This window comes from Psychrobacillus faecigallinarum (assembly GCF_014836595.1).
Taxonomy (GTDB): Bacteria; Bacillota; Bacilli; order Bacillales_A; family Planococcaceae; genus Psychrobacillus; species Psychrobacillus faecigallinarum.
The window spans coordinates 14817-30844 of sequence record NZ_JACSQO010000006.1 but is presented as its reverse complement, the minus strand read 5'-3'; the positions used below and the strand labels follow the sequence as shown (position 1 = coordinate 30844).

Annotated in this window: 18 protein-coding genes; 2 read left to right on the top strand and 16 right to left on the bottom strand. The window is 36.3% G+C overall.

Annotation, left to right across the window (positions count from 1 at the left end):
- Positions 1-27: 27 nt before the first annotated feature.
- From dnaB to rpsF, 7 genes are all read right to left on the bottom strand, one after another.
- Positions 28-1383 (bottom strand): replicative DNA helicase, encoded by a 1356-nt coding sequence (gene dnaB / locus H9650_RS12275; RefSeq protein WP_144540259.1) that lies wholly within the window; start codon positions 1381-1383, stop codon positions 28-30.
- A 12-nt stretch (positions 1384-1395) separates the two neighbouring features.
- Complete coding sequence (gene rplI / locus H9650_RS12270) at positions 1396-1845, bottom strand: 50S ribosomal protein L9 (protein ID WP_144540261.1); 450 nt, start codon at positions 1843-1845, stop codon at positions 1396-1398.
- Positions 1842-3818 carry a DHH family phosphoesterase gene (locus tag H9650_RS12265; RefSeq protein WP_151111906.1) on the bottom strand — a complete coding sequence of 659 codons (1977 nt, stop codon included), beginning with the start codon at positions 3816-3818 and terminating at the stop codon, positions 1842-1844. The genes rplI and H9650_RS12265 overlap by 4 nt, the downstream gene beginning before the upstream one ends.
- A 12-nt stretch (positions 3819-3830) precedes the next feature.
- A complete protein-coding gene (locus H9650_RS12260) occupies positions 3831-4772 on the bottom strand; it encodes a YybS family protein (protein ID WP_144540263.1) in 942 nt (313 codons plus the stop codon).
- Positions 4773-5126: 354 nt separating this feature from the next.
- A complete protein-coding gene (gene rpsR, locus H9650_RS12255; RefSeq protein WP_142540806.1) occupies positions 5127-5363 on the bottom strand; it encodes a 30S ribosomal protein S18 in 237 nt (78 codons plus the stop codon).
- 46 nt (positions 5364-5409) lie between these two features.
- The gene (ssb, locus tag H9650_RS12250) at positions 5410-5910 is read right to left on the bottom strand and encodes a single-stranded DNA-binding protein (protein ID WP_144540265.1); all 501 of its coding nucleotides are present in this window, start codon (positions 5908-5910) and stop codon (positions 5410-5412) included.
- A gap of 41 nt (positions 5911-5951) precedes the next feature.
- Complete coding sequence (gene rpsF / locus H9650_RS12245; protein ID WP_144540267.1) at positions 5952-6242, bottom strand: 30S ribosomal protein S6; 291 nt, start codon at positions 6240-6242, stop codon at positions 5952-5954.
- 168 nt (positions 6243-6410) lie between these two features.
- Between rpsF and H9650_RS12240 the strand changes: the two genes are divergently transcribed.
- Positions 6411-6968: a DUF3267 domain-containing protein gene (locus H9650_RS12240; RefSeq protein ID WP_225216057.1), complete on the top strand. Its 558-nt coding sequence runs from the start codon at positions 6411-6413 to the stop codon at positions 6966-6968.
- Between the two features lie 54 nt (positions 6969-7022).
- Here H9650_RS12240 and ychF read toward each other — a convergent pair whose 3' ends face one another.
- From ychF to H9650_RS12225, 3 genes are all read right to left on the bottom strand, one after another.
- Entirely contained in the window at positions 7023-8123 is a 1101-nt protein-coding gene (ychF, locus tag H9650_RS12235; RefSeq protein WP_144540269.1) for a redox-regulated ATPase YchF, read from the bottom strand.
- A gap of 85 nt (positions 8124-8208) precedes the next feature.
- The gene (locus H9650_RS12230) at positions 8209-8409 is read right to left on the bottom strand and encodes a DUF951 domain-containing protein (protein WP_144540271.1); all 201 of its coding nucleotides are present in this window, start codon (positions 8407-8409) and stop codon (positions 8209-8211) included.
- Between the two features lie 9 nt (positions 8410-8418).
- Positions 8419-9273, bottom strand: a complete 855-nt coding sequence (locus H9650_RS12225; RefSeq protein WP_144540273.1) for a mechanosensitive ion channel family protein — start codon at positions 9271-9273, stop codon at positions 8419-8421.
- Positions 9274-9352: 79 nt separating this feature from the next.
- Between H9650_RS12225 and yyaC the strand changes: the two genes are divergently transcribed.
- Positions 9353-9946: a spore protease YyaC gene (gene yyaC, locus H9650_RS12220; protein ID WP_144540275.1), complete on the top strand. Its 594-nt coding sequence runs from the start codon at positions 9353-9355 to the stop codon at positions 9944-9946.
- Here the strand turns inward: yyaC and H9650_RS12215 are convergent.
- The 6 genes from H9650_RS12215 to mnmG form a co-directional block, all read right to left on the bottom strand.
- Complete coding sequence (locus H9650_RS12215; RefSeq protein ID WP_144540277.1) at positions 9908-10606, bottom strand: DUF554 domain-containing protein; 699 nt, start codon at positions 10604-10606, stop codon at positions 9908-9910. The genes yyaC and H9650_RS12215 overlap by 39 nt on opposite strands.
- A 65-nt stretch (positions 10607-10671) precedes the next feature.
- Positions 10672-11514, bottom strand: coding sequence for a ParB/RepB/Spo0J family partition protein (locus tag H9650_RS12210; protein ID WP_151111904.1), 843 nt, complete (start codon positions 11512-11514; stop codon positions 10672-10674).
- Entirely contained in the window at positions 11507-12268 is a 762-nt protein-coding gene (locus H9650_RS12205; protein ID WP_144540333.1) for a ParA family protein, read from the bottom strand. The genes H9650_RS12210 and H9650_RS12205 overlap by 8 nt, the downstream gene beginning before the upstream one ends.
- 148 nt (positions 12269-12416) lie before the next feature.
- Positions 12417-13289, bottom strand: coding sequence for a nucleoid occlusion protein (noc, locus tag H9650_RS12200; protein WP_144540281.1), 873 nt, complete (start codon positions 13287-13289; stop codon positions 12417-12419).
- Positions 13290-13376: 87 nt separating this feature from the next.
- Positions 13377-14093 carry a 16S rRNA (guanine(527)-N(7))-methyltransferase RsmG gene (rsmG, locus tag H9650_RS12195; protein WP_151111902.1) on the bottom strand — a complete coding sequence of 239 codons (717 nt, stop codon included), beginning with the start codon at positions 14091-14093 and terminating at the stop codon, positions 13377-13379.
- A 23-nt stretch (positions 14094-14116) separates the two neighbouring features.
- Positions 14117-16006 carry a tRNA uridine-5-carboxymethylaminomethyl(34) synthesis enzyme MnmG gene (gene mnmG, locus H9650_RS12190; RefSeq protein WP_151111901.1) on the bottom strand — a complete coding sequence of 630 codons (1890 nt, stop codon included), beginning with the start codon at positions 16004-16006 and terminating at the stop codon, positions 14117-14119.
- Positions 16007-16028: the final 22 nt, after the last annotated feature.

Below are 16028 nucleotides of genomic sequence, written 5' to 3'. Positions count from 1 at the left end.
TACTTCATCAATTCGTTCGTGTTTGCTTTATGCTGGTGGAGCTTGGTGTTGGCTCCAATCAATATTAACAAATTTATTGAATTCCTTCACGAATGCTAAAGTGACGGTTCCAGTTGGACCATTACGTTGTTTAGCAATTATAATCTCAATCATGTTCTGGTTTTCTGTTTCCTTATCGTAATAATCCTCACGATATAAGAAAGAAACGATATCCGCATCTTGCTCAATCGATCCAGATTCACGTAAATCGGACATCATTGGTCTCTTATCTTGTCGTTGCTCTACACCACGGGACAGCTGAGACAAGGCAATAACAGGAACTTTTAGCTCACGAGCAAGACCCTTTAAGGAACGAGAGATTTCAGAAACCTCTTGTTGACGATTCGCCTGGCTTCCGCCACTTCCTTGAATAAGCTGCAAATAATCAATTAAAATCATTCCCAAACCTGATTCCTGCTTCAGTCGTCTACACTTTGCTCTTATTTCATTTACTCTTATACCAGGTGTATCATCTATATAGATCCCAGCATTTGATAGACTACCCATCGCCATCGTAAGTTTGCGCCAATCCTCTGTAGTAAGGGCCCCTGTTCTAAGCACCTGAGCATCAATATTGCCCTCTGCACAAAGCATACGCATTACAAGCTGTTCAGCACCCATCTCCAAACTAAAGATTGCAACGTTCTCGTCAGTTTTCGTAGCCACGTTTTGGGCTACATTCAACGCGAAAGCTGTTTTTCCTACAGAAGGACGTGCCGCTACAATGATAAGATCGTTACGTTGAAACCCTGCCGTAATACGATCTAAATCACGGAAACCAGTAGGAATACCAGTTACGTCACCTTTTCTAGTATGCAGTTTTTCAATATTGTCATAGGTTTCTACCAATACATCTTTAATATGTTTAAAGTCACCAGCATTCTTTCGATTGGCAACCTCCATCATTTTTCTTTCTGCTTCGGATAAAAGCGCCTCTACCTCGTCTTCTCGCGTAAACCCATCTTCTACTATGGTCGTAGCCACTCGTATAAGACGGCGAAGAATTGACTTTTCCTCCACAATTTTTGCATAGTGGCCTATATTAGCGGCAGTAGGAACAGCATTTGCTATTTCACTGATGTAGGAAATGCCTCCTACATCTTCAAGTTCCTTCTTAGAAGATAATTCTTCTGTGACCGTTACTACATCAATTGCTTTCCCTTGATCACTCAGGCGAAGCATCGTTTGGAATATTTTTTGATGAGCTACCCGATAAAAATCTTCTGGCATAACGATCTCTGCTGCAGTTATTAAAGCTTGTGGTTCTAAAAATATTGCTCCAAGGACCGATTGTTCAGCTTCTTGATTATGTGGGGGGACACGGTCCAATAATGGATCGCTCATAAAATTCTCTCCTTACGCTTCTTCAGATACATGCACCTTTAATGTTGCTACTACCTCGTGGTGTAACTTAACAGGTACATTTGTGTATCCTAAAGCACGAATTGCATCATCTAATTCCATTTTACGTTTATCTATTTTAATCCCATGAACTTTATCTAATTGTGCAGCAACCTGTTTAGTAGTAACAGAACCAAATAGTCTGCCATCATTACCTGATTTTGCTTTTAGTTCAACTGTTAGCTGTTCTAACTTTTCTTTTAATTTTTTTGCTTCGGCTAATTCTTCTGCTGCTTCTTTTTCAGACTTTTTCTTTTGTCCCTCCAAAGCGCTAATTGCAGCTGTATTTGCTTCCACAGCAAGTTTATTTTTGATCAAAAAATTGTGTGCATAACCATCTGCTACATTCTTAATCTCGCCTTTTTTACCTTTACCTTTAACATCTTTTAAAAATACTACTTTCATTCTGCGTTTCCTCCTTCGATTGTTTCCATTATAGCTAGTTTTAATTGATTAATAGCCTCTGGAACTGTTATATCTGTTAGTTGGGTAGCGGCATTAGTTAGATGCCCTCCACCATTTAATTTTTCCATCACTATTTGAACATTTACTTCACCAAGTGACCTTGCACTTATTGCTACGGAAGAATCACTTCTATGACCTATTACAAAGGAAGCTGATACGTTATTCATTGCTAAAAGTATATCTGCAGTCTGGGCAAGCAGCACTTGGCTATAGTTAGTGTCTTCATCTCCATGTGCTATAGCAATTCCTTCTCTAAAGAATTCAACGTTCTGCACAATTTTGGAGCGTTCGATATACGTGTCTAAATCCTCTTTTAAGAGGCGTTGGACCAAAATGGTATCTGCTCCATGGGTTCTAAGATAAGAGGCCGCCTCAAACGTTCTAGCCCCTGTACGAAGCGTGAAACTTTTCGTATCAACAATTATACCTGCTAGCATAGATGTAGCCTCTAGCATAGTGATTTTTTCGTTTTTCGGTTGGTATTCGATTAGCTCAGTGACCAACTCTGAAGTAGATGATGCATATGGCTCCATATAGACAAGCATGGTATTCGTTATAAACTCTTCTCCACGACGATGATGATCGATTACTACAACTTTTTCAGCTTTTTGAAGTAATTTTTCATCAATAACCATACTTGGTTTATGGGTATCTACTACAACTAATAAAGTCTTTTCAGTCATTTTATTGATAGCCTCTTCAGGGCTAATAAAACGTTTATATAAATCAGGTTTTTCTTTAATTTCGTCCATTAGACGAAGTACACTTTTATCCAACTCGTTAAAATCAATCACGACGTAGCCATCTATCTTGTTCATCTCAACCATCTTTCTTACACCTACGGCTGAGCCAATCGCATCCATATCCGGGAACTTATGACCCATTACGAGTACCTGATCGCTGTCCTGTATCAAATCTCTCATTGCATGTGAGATCACCCTTGCTCTAACACGTGTACGTTTCTCTACTGGATTAGTTTTGCCTCCATAGAACTTCACTTTTCCATTAGGGTGCTTAATAGCAACCTGGTCACCTCCACGGCCAAGCACTAAATCTAGACTCGATTGTGCAAGCTCTCCTAATTCTACAAGAGAGGTAGATCCTGCACCCACCCCAACGCTAAGTGTTAAAGAGAATCCAAACTTAGAGGTAGTTTCCCTGATATCATCCAAAATGGAGAATTTGCTTTTTTCCACTTCCAACAAAATGGATTCATTGAAAACTGCTAAAAAACGATCAGACGATATTCTTTTAACGTATATCCCATGTTTAGCTCCCCAATTATTTACAGTAGAAGTAACAATACTGTTTAATTGGCCTCTTGTTTGATCGTCCATGCCTTGCGATATCTCATCATAATTATCGATAAATAATACACCAATCACAGTTCGATCTCCATAGTAAAGTGATTCCATTTCAACTTGCTCAGTGATATCAAAGAAATATAGAAGCTTTTCCTCTGCCTTGTAAAATACCTTATAGTCATGTTCATCTAGAGAAATGACCATTTCCTTTGAATCATCCTGCTTGAGTAGCTGCTGAAAGTCAGAAGATATGGAAAGTAACTCCTCCCCTATAATCGTATCAAATGGTAACTTTTGAGTCATATAGGGATTTGCCCATTCGATTATATGCTGGTCATTTATCAAAATAATTCCTATTGGCATTTCAAGCAATGCCTCTTCCCCTACCTTTTTCATACGGTAAGAAAGAGTCTCTATATGCCTTTCTGTCTCTTCATAAACACGCTTTTCAATTACCCAAGCGTATATAAAAACTCCCACAACCAAGAGAGCAAATAGTAATCCAACTAAAAGGTTGTTAGACAGAAGCAAATAAGATGCAACTCCACTGAGAAGCATAAACAATATTAGTGGATATCGTATTGGTCGTTTTCTAAAAAAAGACGCCACTGGATCAGCTCCTTATTTCTTAAATCTGTCTTTTAAATATGCTCGCAAATTAAATCCTAAATCTAAAACACCTAGGATTATTACAAATGAATTTAGGGGAATTGCTAAAAAAGTGGCTAAAATAGCACTCCACTTTGGCCAACCCTGTACATGAAAATAATATTGAATAATCGAAATCCCTTGTAACAACAGTAATGCTCTTAAAAGGAAGGTCGCATTTATGATTAGCATATAGCTAAAGGTCCCTACCTCAAATGTAGTGACTAAGGAGATGATTGCTACAACTAAATAATACCACAACACTGCTTTTGGTAATTTAAAATACATATATTTAGGAAATTTTGGAACTGGTACTTTTAACTTCTTTAGGATGGGTAAAAGAATAGATACATAAACAAATGCCTGGAAAAACGCCATTAAAATAAAGAGCGTTGGCAACATTGCTTCGAATGCTATTATAATTTGTTTAACCATCTCATCGTAGTTCTTTGGTTTTTGGCCAGCTGTCTCCAGTATTTTTCCCGCTTGCTCGTAGTATATTTTAGTACCCTCTAAAAATTGCTCTATCAGATTCATATTTAAAACTAAAATAGAAATTATGTATTGCACAGCAGTCATGAGTAGTACGAATATTCCTGCAGCCATTAGCATGTATAGCTTGGACTGCTTTTTTCGTAAAGAATCTCCTATTATAAAACCAACTGGCCCTACAACTAATCCAAGTGTTAAACCTACTATACCTCCAATAATAAAAGATATAAATATTGCTACAACCATAACAAGTAGCGATTCTTTTCTTTCAAATTTTGCACTATACCAAGCTAACGGTAAGGGTGCTATTAAGGATGTGATAATTGTTAGAATCGGAACATACACAGACATTGCTATGAGAATAGCAAATAGTGCAATCATTAAAGATCCAAACGTTAAATAGCTTGACTGATTCTTTTGCATGATCGACCTTCCTTTATTATAATCATCTATCCATTGTAACAGATTTTCAAGTACAACTAAAATTACATGATATGAAAAGCCTATGTGACTCCATATAAAGATAGTTTCTTATACTACATACCTATTCTCTTATAGTTTATGAATCACGTATGGTTGCTTTCCTTAAGCCATCACCCATTGTTCACAATTGTTTAATCTGTTCCGCTAAATTTGTCTCAAGGTGTTAAAACCAGTAACAATACATTAATAGGGTATAGACAATAAATTATTAAATCCAAAAGGTTAAATGATAGTTCCTATCCTTTAAAAAAGAGAACAAAAAAAGACCGGTTTCCCGGTCTTCGATTTATATACTTATCTCTCTTCAGAAGAGAATGGAAGTAAAGCCATGATACGAGATACTTTGATAGCTCGTGTTAACTTACGTTGGTACTTCGCGCTAGTTCCTGTCACACGACGTGGAAGAATTTTCCCACGTTCTGACACGAATTTTTTCAACAAATCTACATCTTTATAATCGATGTGTGTGATGTTGTTAGCAGTGAAGTAACAAACTTTACGGCGTCTTTTGCCTCCGCGACGTGGTGCCATAATAGGTTGCCTCCTTTTCGATTAAAGTAAAACGTGCAATAAGATTTTAGAATGGTAGGTCGTCATCAGATACTTCAATCGGACCACTACTATTTCCAAATGGATCTTCATCTACACGTGTATAGTTTTGCTGATTCATTGGTTGGTTTTGCTGATATGTCGGATAAGAGTTCTGTTGTTGTCCGCCGCCATATGATTGTCCACCTTGGCCACGATCACCAGAGCTACCGCGTGGTTCTAAGAACTGAACGCTGTCTGCGACAACGTCTGTCGTATAAACACGTTTCCCATCTTGTCCTTCATAACTACCCGTTTGAATACGCCCTTCTACACCTGCCAAGCTTCCTTTTTTCAAGAAATTGGCTGTGTTTTCCGCTTGTTTTCTCCAAACGACACAGTTGATAAAATCAGCTTCTCTTTCGCCTTGTTGGTTAGAGAATGTACGATTTACAGCAAGTGTAAATCTAGCCATTGCAACACCACTTGGCGTATATCGAAGTTCCGGATCTTTTGTTAGTCTTCCAACTAATACGACACGGTTAATCATCAGTTAATAACCTCCCTCGTTCAGCATGATAGTCGATTTTCTTATTTATCGTCGATACGAACAGCAATGTGACGGATAATGTCTTCATTGATGTTAGCTAAACGAATGTATTCATCGATTGCTCTAGAATCAGCGTTTACTTTAACGATTTGGTAGAAACCTTCACGTAAGTCATTGATTTCGTAAGCTAAGCGGCGTTTACCCCACTCTTTAGCTTCGATGATCTCAGCACCATTTGAAGTTAAGATTTCATTGAAACGCTCAACTAAAGCCTTCTTTGCATCTTCTTCGATTGCTGGTTGGATAATGTACATTAATTCGTATTTTCTCATCTATTTACACCTCCCTATGGTCTTTGGTCGAACTGTCACCAGCCGACAAGGAGCAAGTAATGATATTACTCACATCAACTTATTGTACCACAAGCTGTTATTTTTTTCAAGGAGAGATTGTTCTTATTTTATTTATTAATGTATATTTGTATAAAAGGGGGAATTGTATTGGAGAAAAAAGATTCTATTCTAACAATAATAGAGATTGATATTAAAAAGGTAGCTTGGCAAAGTTTATGGATGACCATAGTCTTTTCCTTATTAGGCTTAATAATATATATTTTAGTTTATAAAGAATTTGAGATTAATTTTAGTCTCTTAGGAATCTTCTTATTTCTTATAGGATATCTCCTGTTAATTGTGTTACATGAAGCATTCCATTTAATCGGGTTTTGGGCCTTTGGAAAGGTACCCTGGAACAAGATGGATTATGGTGTCAATCTTAAATTAGGGGTTGCCTATGCAACTACCTCTATTCCCATTCCTAATAAATCGATGAAAAAAGCTCTCTTACTTCCCTTTTGGACAACAGGAATTATCCCTATGTTATTTGGTTATGGTATTGAATCTCCTCTCCTTGTGCTTTTAGGTGCATGGTTAGTAGCCGGTGCTGCTGGCGACTTTGCTATGTATAGAAAATTGAGAAAATATCCTAATGATATTCTTATTAAAGATGATCCTGCTCTACCAATCCTATACGTTATAGAAGAAAACCGGTCCGCATAAGCAGACCGGTTTTTACTTTAGAATTTAGTTGCTATTAAGCTTATACAATACAACTTAAACGTTGAAACGGAATAACATTACGTCCCCATCTTGTACAATATACTCTTTACCCTCTAAACGAACCTTCCCTGCTTCTTTAGCAGCGGACATTGAACCAGCGTCAACCAAATCATCGTATGCAACTGTTTCTGCACGAATGAAGCCTTTTTCAAAGTCAGAGTGAATTACTCCAGCACATTGTGGTGCCTTCATACCCTTACGGAATGTCCAAGCACGTACCTCTTGGACTCCTGCTGTAAAGTAAGTAGCCAGTCCAAGTAAAGAATAAGAAGCTTTAATAAGCTGATCTAAACCAGACTCTTGAATACCTAGCTCTTCTAAGAACATTTGTTTCTCATCGTCCTCTAAAGCTGCCATCTCTTCCTCAATTTTCGCACATACTACGATAACTTGAGCTCCCTCTTCTGCTGCAAATGCACGTACTTTTTGTACATACTCATTATCTTCTGATTCCATAATGTCATCCTCAGATACATTTGCTACATAAAGCATTGGTTTTATCGTTAATAAGTGAAGGCCTTTTACAACTCGCAACTCATCCTCTGAAAAATCTACTGAGCGACCAGACTTACCTTCTTCAAATGCTTCTTTTAAACGAGTTAAAATTGGCTCTTCAACCATTGCTTCTTTATCTTTTTGTTTCGCCATCTTAGCTACTCGAGATAAGCGTTTATCCACACTTTCTAAATCCGCTAAGATTAATTCCAAATTAATAACCTCTATGTCAGAGATTGGATCTACTTTGCCCGCAACATGCGTAATATTGTCGTCTTGAAAACAACGAACAACTTGACAAATTGCATCTACTTCACGGATATGTGCTAAAAACTTGTTTCCAAGTCCTTCTCCTTTACTAGCCCCTGCTACAATACCTGCAATATCTGTAAATTCAAATGCAGTCGGTACTGTTTTCTTTGGAACTACTAACTCTGTTAATTTATCTAAACGAGCATCTGGTACTTCAACGATCCCCACATTTGGATCAATTGTCGCAAACGGATAATTTGCAGCTAAAGCCCCTGCTTTTGTTATTGCATTAAATAATGTAGATTTCCCTACATTTGGTAAACCGACAATCCCTGCTGTTAATGCCATATATGTCACAACCCTTCAATTTTCTTACTAACCGGATTCCTTTTAACCTGTCTATTATAGTTATTTTAAAGGTAAAAGTCTATCTTTACTCTGCTTCTGCTTTAACTAGCACTTTTTTCATTTTCTTTTCAAACTCTACACGCGGAATCATAACGCTATGCTGGCATCCTTCACATTTTATACGAATGTCTGCACCTAATCGAATGACCTTCCAGCGATTAGTTCCACATGGATGTTGTTTCTTCATCTCCACAATGTCATTCAATTGAAATTGTTTTCTCTCCATTAACCTCACCTACTCATCATTTTTTGCATTGCGTACGACAATTGGATATGGAATATCTACACCAGATTGCTCTAAAAATTCCTTAAGGTCTCTTCTAATTTTTCTTGCAATGTCATCCTGCATTATTGGGATGGTCTCTACTCCAATTCTAAGCACTAAATCATCTGATGATATTTCCTGCACCCCTAATATCTCTGGAACTTTCACAAGCTCTTCATACTTAGTATTTAAACTTCCCAAAAAACCCCTCAACATTTTCTCTACTGCCTGAATATCTGATTCATAAGATACCTTTATATCAATCAGAACAATGGTATTGAAAACGGAATAGTTAACTACGTTAGATATTGTCCCATTCGGTATGATAAAAAGCTCCCCAATTGGGCTTTTGACTTTAGTTGTCCTTAAACCTATTTCTTCTACTATACCTCTGGAGGTTCCGATTTGTACCTCATCTCCTACGGCAAACTGATCCTCAAATACAATGAAAAAACCAGTAATAACATCCTTTACTAAGCTTTGTGCGCCAAATCCTATCGCTAAGCCTATCACTCCCGCTCCTGCAATTAACCCCCTTACATCAATATGAAAAGTAGATAAAATTGCTAGAATTGCTGTGAAATATACTGCATAAGTTAAAATATTTTCTAATAATTTTATTAGTGTATTTTGTCTTCTTTCTGAATATCTTAAAGGGCTTCTTTGTCTTACTGTAAAAACTCTATTAATAACCGTTTTACCAATTCTAATAACGACTGTTGCAAGAATTAGAATAAAAAATATTTTAATACATATTAGCCCTAAATCTATCCAATTTTTCTCATCTAGTATGTATGCTTCTACTCGTTGATACATTGCAGTCATTGTAATCTCCACCTCATTGAATAAATATTTTCTTCAAGGCATATACTAATTTAAAAAAAGAAAGCGAGTTTATATATATATGACTTCTCAACTCAACTCGATCCCTCAAGTCTCCACTATCTATTATAAAGAAACTGGCGTTATTTGGCGATTAAGCAATTACTTTTTAGAATATATTCCTTTTGATCATACAAATCTTGTTTTTTGTTGTATTGGTACAGATCGCTCTACTGGAGATGCCTTGGGGCCAATGACCGGGTCTTTTTTAACTCAGCTCGTTTCTTTTCCTTTTGAAATTGTAGGGACATTGGATAATCCCCTTCATGCATTGAATTTAGAGGAAACTACCAATACCCTTTATAACTCACCGGATAAGCCTTTTATCGTTGCAATTGATGCCTGCTTAGGAAATGCGAATAACATCGGTGAAATAATTATCCACCCCGGACCTCTTTATCCAGGTAAAGCTGTAAAAAAAGACTTACCTCCCATTGGAGAAATTTCTATTAAAGCAATTGTTAACATAGGTGGTTTCATGGAATATAATGTATTGCAAAGCACACGTCTAAACCTTACTTTTGAGATGGGAAAAGTAATTTCTCGTTCCCTCCTCCTTGCTTGGCATAGATATAATTTAAAAAATAATAGCAACTACAATACCAACAAAAACTAAACAAGGCAATAGATTTGCGACTCTAATTTTAGTCAGTCCTAATAAATTCGTCCCAATTCCTATAATCATAATTCCACCAGCAGCTGTCATTTCCTGAAGAAACATTTCAAGTGCAGCTTCTGGTACTAATCTTGTTATTTGAGTAGCTAACAACGCGATTGCTCCTTGATATACTACAACGGGAATTGATGACAGTATAACTCCTATTCCTAAAGTTGCAGAAAGAATAACTGCGGTAAAACCATCTATGATTCCTTTACTTACTAACAAATCATGATCATTTTGCAGACCACTATTTAAAGCGCCTAAAACTCCCATAGCTCCGATAACAAAGATTAAAGTACTTGTAACAAATCCTTGGGCAATACTTCCATCCTGTTTTTTAGAACCAAATTTTAGTTCTATCATTTGGCCGAGCCTGTTAATCCACTTATCTATGTCAATCCATTCTCCAACTACTGCTCCAAGGACGATACAGATAATGATAATGACGAAATTACTACTTTCCAATCCCATTTGAACACCCATTACTATAACAACTATACCAATAGCATACATAACGGTCTGTTTCATATTTTCTGGAATTCCCTTTAAAAGTCGACCAATTAGTGAACCAATTATAATTAGTAATGCATTGATCAATGCCCCGAATAATACCATTACTTATCCTCTTTTCATCCTAAAAATATAACCTATCTCCAGGTTGCCCCAGAAATAGGTCATTTTTAATCCTCAAGCAGTTTCAAAATTCTTTCTAAATCATCTTTAGAGTAAAATTCAATTTCTATTTTACCCTTTTCTTTTTCTTCATTCTTCGTAATCTTTACTGCTGTTCCAAAAAAATCTCTTAGTTCAGATTCCTTTTCCAAAGTAAAAATATCCTTTTCTACCTTTTTTGTTTCACGTGGAACATTTTCATTTAATCTTTGGACTAACGCTTCTAGCTGCCTTACATTGAGATTCTCTTTAATAGTCTTTTGCATAATTAAAGGTATATTTTTTTTCTTTTTTAAACCTAATAATGCTTTACCATGTCCCATGGAAAGCTTACCTTCGGAAACCGCATTTCTAACTATTTCAGGTAAAGAAAGTAAACGAATATGATTTGCGATGTGCGGTCTACTTTTCCCTAGTCTAAAGGCTAATTGTTCTTGGGTTAATCCTAGGTTTTCCATTAGATTTTGATAAGCCTCTGCTTCTTCTATCGGAGTCAAATCTTCTCTTTGTAGGTTTTCTAGAATCGCAAGCTCCATCATTTGTTGATCGTTAAAGTCTCTAATAACAGCCGGAATTTCTTCTAAATGAACTTTCTTTGAGGCTCTAAATCTACGTTCACCAACCACTATCTCAAACTTAGAACCCTTTTTTCTAACTATAATAGGTTGCAGGACACCATGTTCTTTAATAGATTCAGATAACTCTATTAATGCTTCATCATCAAATATTTTTCTAGGTTGATATGGGTTCGGTCTAATATCAGCTATAGTGATCTGCTCTACCTTTTCTTCTGGTTTAGTATCTTCTCCGGGAAAAAGAGCGTTAATTCCCTTTCCTAGCCCTTTAGCCATGACGAATCACTTCCTTCGCAAGTTCTAAATACACTTCTGCCCCTCTTGACTTTGGATCATAAATAATAATTGGCTCCCCATGACTTGGCGCTTCACTTAAACGAACATTTCTTGGAATAATAGATTTATAAACTTTATCTTGAAAATATTTTTTAACTTCTTCAATAACTTGTATACCTAAATTAGTTCTTGCATCAAACATTGTTAATAATACTCCATCAATTGCTAGAGTTTTGTTTAAATGTTTTTGAACCAATCTAATGGTACTTAATAACTGACTTAATCCTTCTAATGCGTAAAATTCACACTGTACTGGAATAATAATAGCATCAGCAGCAGTAAGCGAATTAATTGTTAATAGACCAAGTGAAGGAGGACAATCTATAATAATAAAATCATAGTCAGCTTGTACTTCCTGAAGCGCTTTTTTTAATCGTACTTCTCTGGAAATGGTAGATACTAGTTCTATTTCTGCACCAGCTAAAGAAATGGTAGCAGGAACTATATGTAAATTCTCTACTTTCGTTTCTAAAATAGTATCTTTCACACTTACATCATCTATTAACACATCATAAATACATTGATTTACATCGCCTTTATTAACTCCAACTCCACTAGAAGCATTTCCTTGAGGATCAATGTCCACCAACAAAACCTTCTTGCCCAAGTATGCAAGGCAGGCACTGAGGTTCACTGATGTAGTAGTCTTACCTACACCACCTTTTTGGTTGGCTATTGCAATAATTCTTCCCACTCTTGCACCTACTTTCATAAAAATAAAAACAACTCTCTACCATTCTATCAAATTTTACAGAAAAATGAATGTTATTATTGTATTAAAAGAAAAACTCTCACAAAATAGTGAGAGTTTAATATAAAAATAAATATAGTATAATTTCTATTTATGATTTCTTCTTAGGAATTCTTACTGTAATTTGATAAAAATCTTCCGTGTCTTCTTCTTCTGTTTTTAAATTGATTCCGCTTTTAGTCACCATACTAAGTGATTGCTTAATTGTATTTAAAGCAATACGCACGTCTTTACTAATCGCTTTTCTTTTAGGCTTTGAAGCATTCTTTTCCTCTTTTACAGGAGGATTAACAATTTCATTCACTTTTTCTTCTAGTTGCTTCACGTTCCATTGCTGTTCAATAGATTCGTTCATTAACTTGATTTGTACTTCTTCATCCTTCACTTGCATGAGGGACCTAGCATGTCTTTCAGATAACCTTTTATCCATTATTGCTTGTTGGATCTCTTTAGGTAATTTTAGCAAGCGCAATTTATTGGCAACGGTAGATTGACCCTTGCCTAACCTTTGAGCTAGCGCCTCTTGCGTTAACTCATGTAGCTTTAATAGTTTCTGATATGCCACAGCTTCTTCTATTGCAGTCAGTTCTTCTCTTTGAAGGTTTTCAATCAATGCAATAGATGCTGTCTCTTTATCACTTAAATTACGTACAATGGCAGGTACCTCTGTCCATTTCAACTTGGACATCGCACGGAAACGGCGTTCACCTGCTATTATTTCATACTTATTATCTTCCATTTTTCGAATGACAATAGGTTGAATTACTCCGTGTGTATGAATTGTACGTGCCAGCTCTTCTATTTTTGCATCATCAAAAACAGTCCTAGGTTGAAACCTATTAGGAACTATCTTCTCTATGGCTACATGTACTACTTCTTCGTTATTAGTCTGCGTAGCCTCAACGACTGGATCTTGTCCTTGCTTTTCAGAACCTCCGAAAAAACGTGAGAAAGGACTTTTCATCTAACTAGCACCACCTTTTAGATACTCTTTACTTATGTTCTCGATAAAGAAAATAATTTAATAATGTTTCACGTGGAACGTTCCTCATTAAATAATAGGAGTCTTATTTGGTATACCTGGTTTTCGAGGGTATCTTTTCGGTGTGCTTTTAATTTTAGAAAAGACATATAACGTTCTCTCACTATTTTCTATCGGTAATAGAAAAGAATACTCCGCACTTTTTTCAGAGCCTAATATATTAATAGCTCTTTGTGCATCATTTAATTCATCTAATGCACTTGCAGCTTTCATTGCTATAAATTTTCCTCCAACTTTTACAAGTGGAATACATAGCTCTGAAAGTACAGAGAGTCTTGCTACCGCTCTAGCAGTAACAAGATCATATTGCTCTCTATAATCCTTATTTTGTCCAAATTCCTCAGCACGAGCATGAACAAAATGTACATCCTTTAAATTTAATTCCTTGCTTAAATGAGTTAAAAATTGAATTCTCTTATTTAAGGAATCAACAATTGTCACTTTAAGATTTGGAAAACAAATTTTCAATGGAATACTTGGAAACCCTGCCCCTGCTCCAACATCACATACAGTAAAGGAACCATTAAAATCCTCATAAAAAGAAGCACTTATAGAATCAAAAAAATGTTTTAAATATACAGATGGTTCATCTGTAATAGCTGTTAAATTCATTTTCTCGTTCCATTCCACAAGTAATTCAAAGTATTTTCTAAATTGTCCTAACTGTACTTCCGTTAGCTCAAATCCCTTTTCAGAGAGGGCTTTTTTAAATTGTTCTTCGTTCATGTTGTTCTCCTCATTGTTTAAGACTATCCAGTAATTTTAGCTATTTTACCTTGCTCAATGTAAATAAGTAGAATAGAAATATCCGCTGGGTTTACTCCTGAAATACGAGATGCTTGTGCAATTGATAGTGGTCTAACTTGCATTAACTTTTGTTTTGCTTCAGTTGCTAGTCCGGAGATTGCATTGTAATCAATTTGATCAGGGATTTTTTTATTCTCCATTTTTTTAAGCTTTTCTACTTGTTGAAGAGATTTTTCTATATAACCTTCGTATTTAACTTGTATTTCAATTTGTTCCTTTTCTTCTTCGTTAAGCTCTACTTCTAGGGGAACAAGCTGTGCAACTAAGTCATAATTCATTTCTGTTCTTTTTAGTAAATCGGAAGCTCGAATACCATCTTTTAGCTCACTTCCACCAGCATTACGAATAACCTCTTGAGTATCCTCATTTGGTTTTATAATAATCGAACGTAAACGTTTAAGTTCTTCTTCAATTCTTTTCTTTTTCTCTAAGAATTTATTATACCGCTCTTCTGGCACTAAGCCAATATTATATCCAATTTCTAACAATCTTAAATCTGCATTGTCATGGCGTAACAATAAGCGATATTCCGCTCTTGAAGTCAATAAACGATAAGGCTCATTAGTACCTTTTGTAACTAAATCATCTATAAGAACTCCAATATAGGCATCCGAGCGGCTAAGTACTCTCTCTTCCTTATTAAATACTCTAAGCGCAGCGTTAATTCCTGCCATTAAACCTTGCGCTGCTGCTTCTTCATATCCGGAAGTTCCATTAATTTGTCCAGCTGTATATAAGTTTTTCACTTTTTTCGTTTCTAATGTAGGCCATAGCTGCGTTGGTACCATTGCATCATATTCAATTGCATAACCTGCGCGCATCATTTCTGCATGTTCTAACCCTGGGATTGAAGCCAAAAGTCTACGCTGCACGTGCTCTGGAAGACTTGTTGAAAGACCTTGCACATAAACCTCTCTCGTGTTTCGTCCCTCAGGCTCAAGAAAAATTTGATGACGTGGTTTATCATTAAATCTTACAATTTTATCTTCAATGGAAGGACAGTATCTTGGACCGGTTCCTTTAATCATACCAGAATACATTGGAGACAAATGTAAGTTATCGTTAATAATTTGATGTGTTTCTGAGCTCGTATAAGTTAACCAACATGGTAATTGATCCATAATAAATTCAGTAGTTTCAAAGCTGAATGCTCTAGGAACATCATCTCCTGGCTGAATCTCTGTTTTACTATAATCTATTGTTTTACTATTTACACGCGGTGGAGTTCCCGTTTTAAAACGTACTAGATCAAAGCCTAAATCACGAATGCTATCTGCTAGTTTAATGGACGGCTGTTGGTTATTTGGTCCGCTAGAATATTTAAGATCCCCAATAATGATTTCACCGCGTAAAAACGTCCCAGTAGTAATTACAACAGTTTCAGAACGATAAACTGCTCCTACTTGTGTAATTAGGCCAACAATTTTTTCATCTTCTACTAGAAGTTCTTCGACAACTGCTTGATGGACTGTAAGATTATCTTGTTCCTCAAGCAGTCTTTTCATTTCATTTTGGTATAGAACCTTATCTGCTTGTGCTCTAAGTGCACGAACAGCTGGCCCCTTTCCTGTATTCAACATTCTCATTTGAATGTGAGTTCTATCAATCACTTTACCCATGGCGCCGCCTAATGCGTCAATTTCACGCACAACAATTCCTTTTGCAGGGCCTCCGATGGATGGATTACATGGCATAAATGCAATCATATCAAGATTTATTGTTAAAACAAGCGTTTTTGCACCCATTTTGGCAGCGGCTAAAGCGGCTTCAACACCGGCATGCCCTGCTCCAACAACAATCACATCGAACTTGCCTGCTTCAAAGTTTGGCATGTTCGTAACTTCCTCTCGTTTT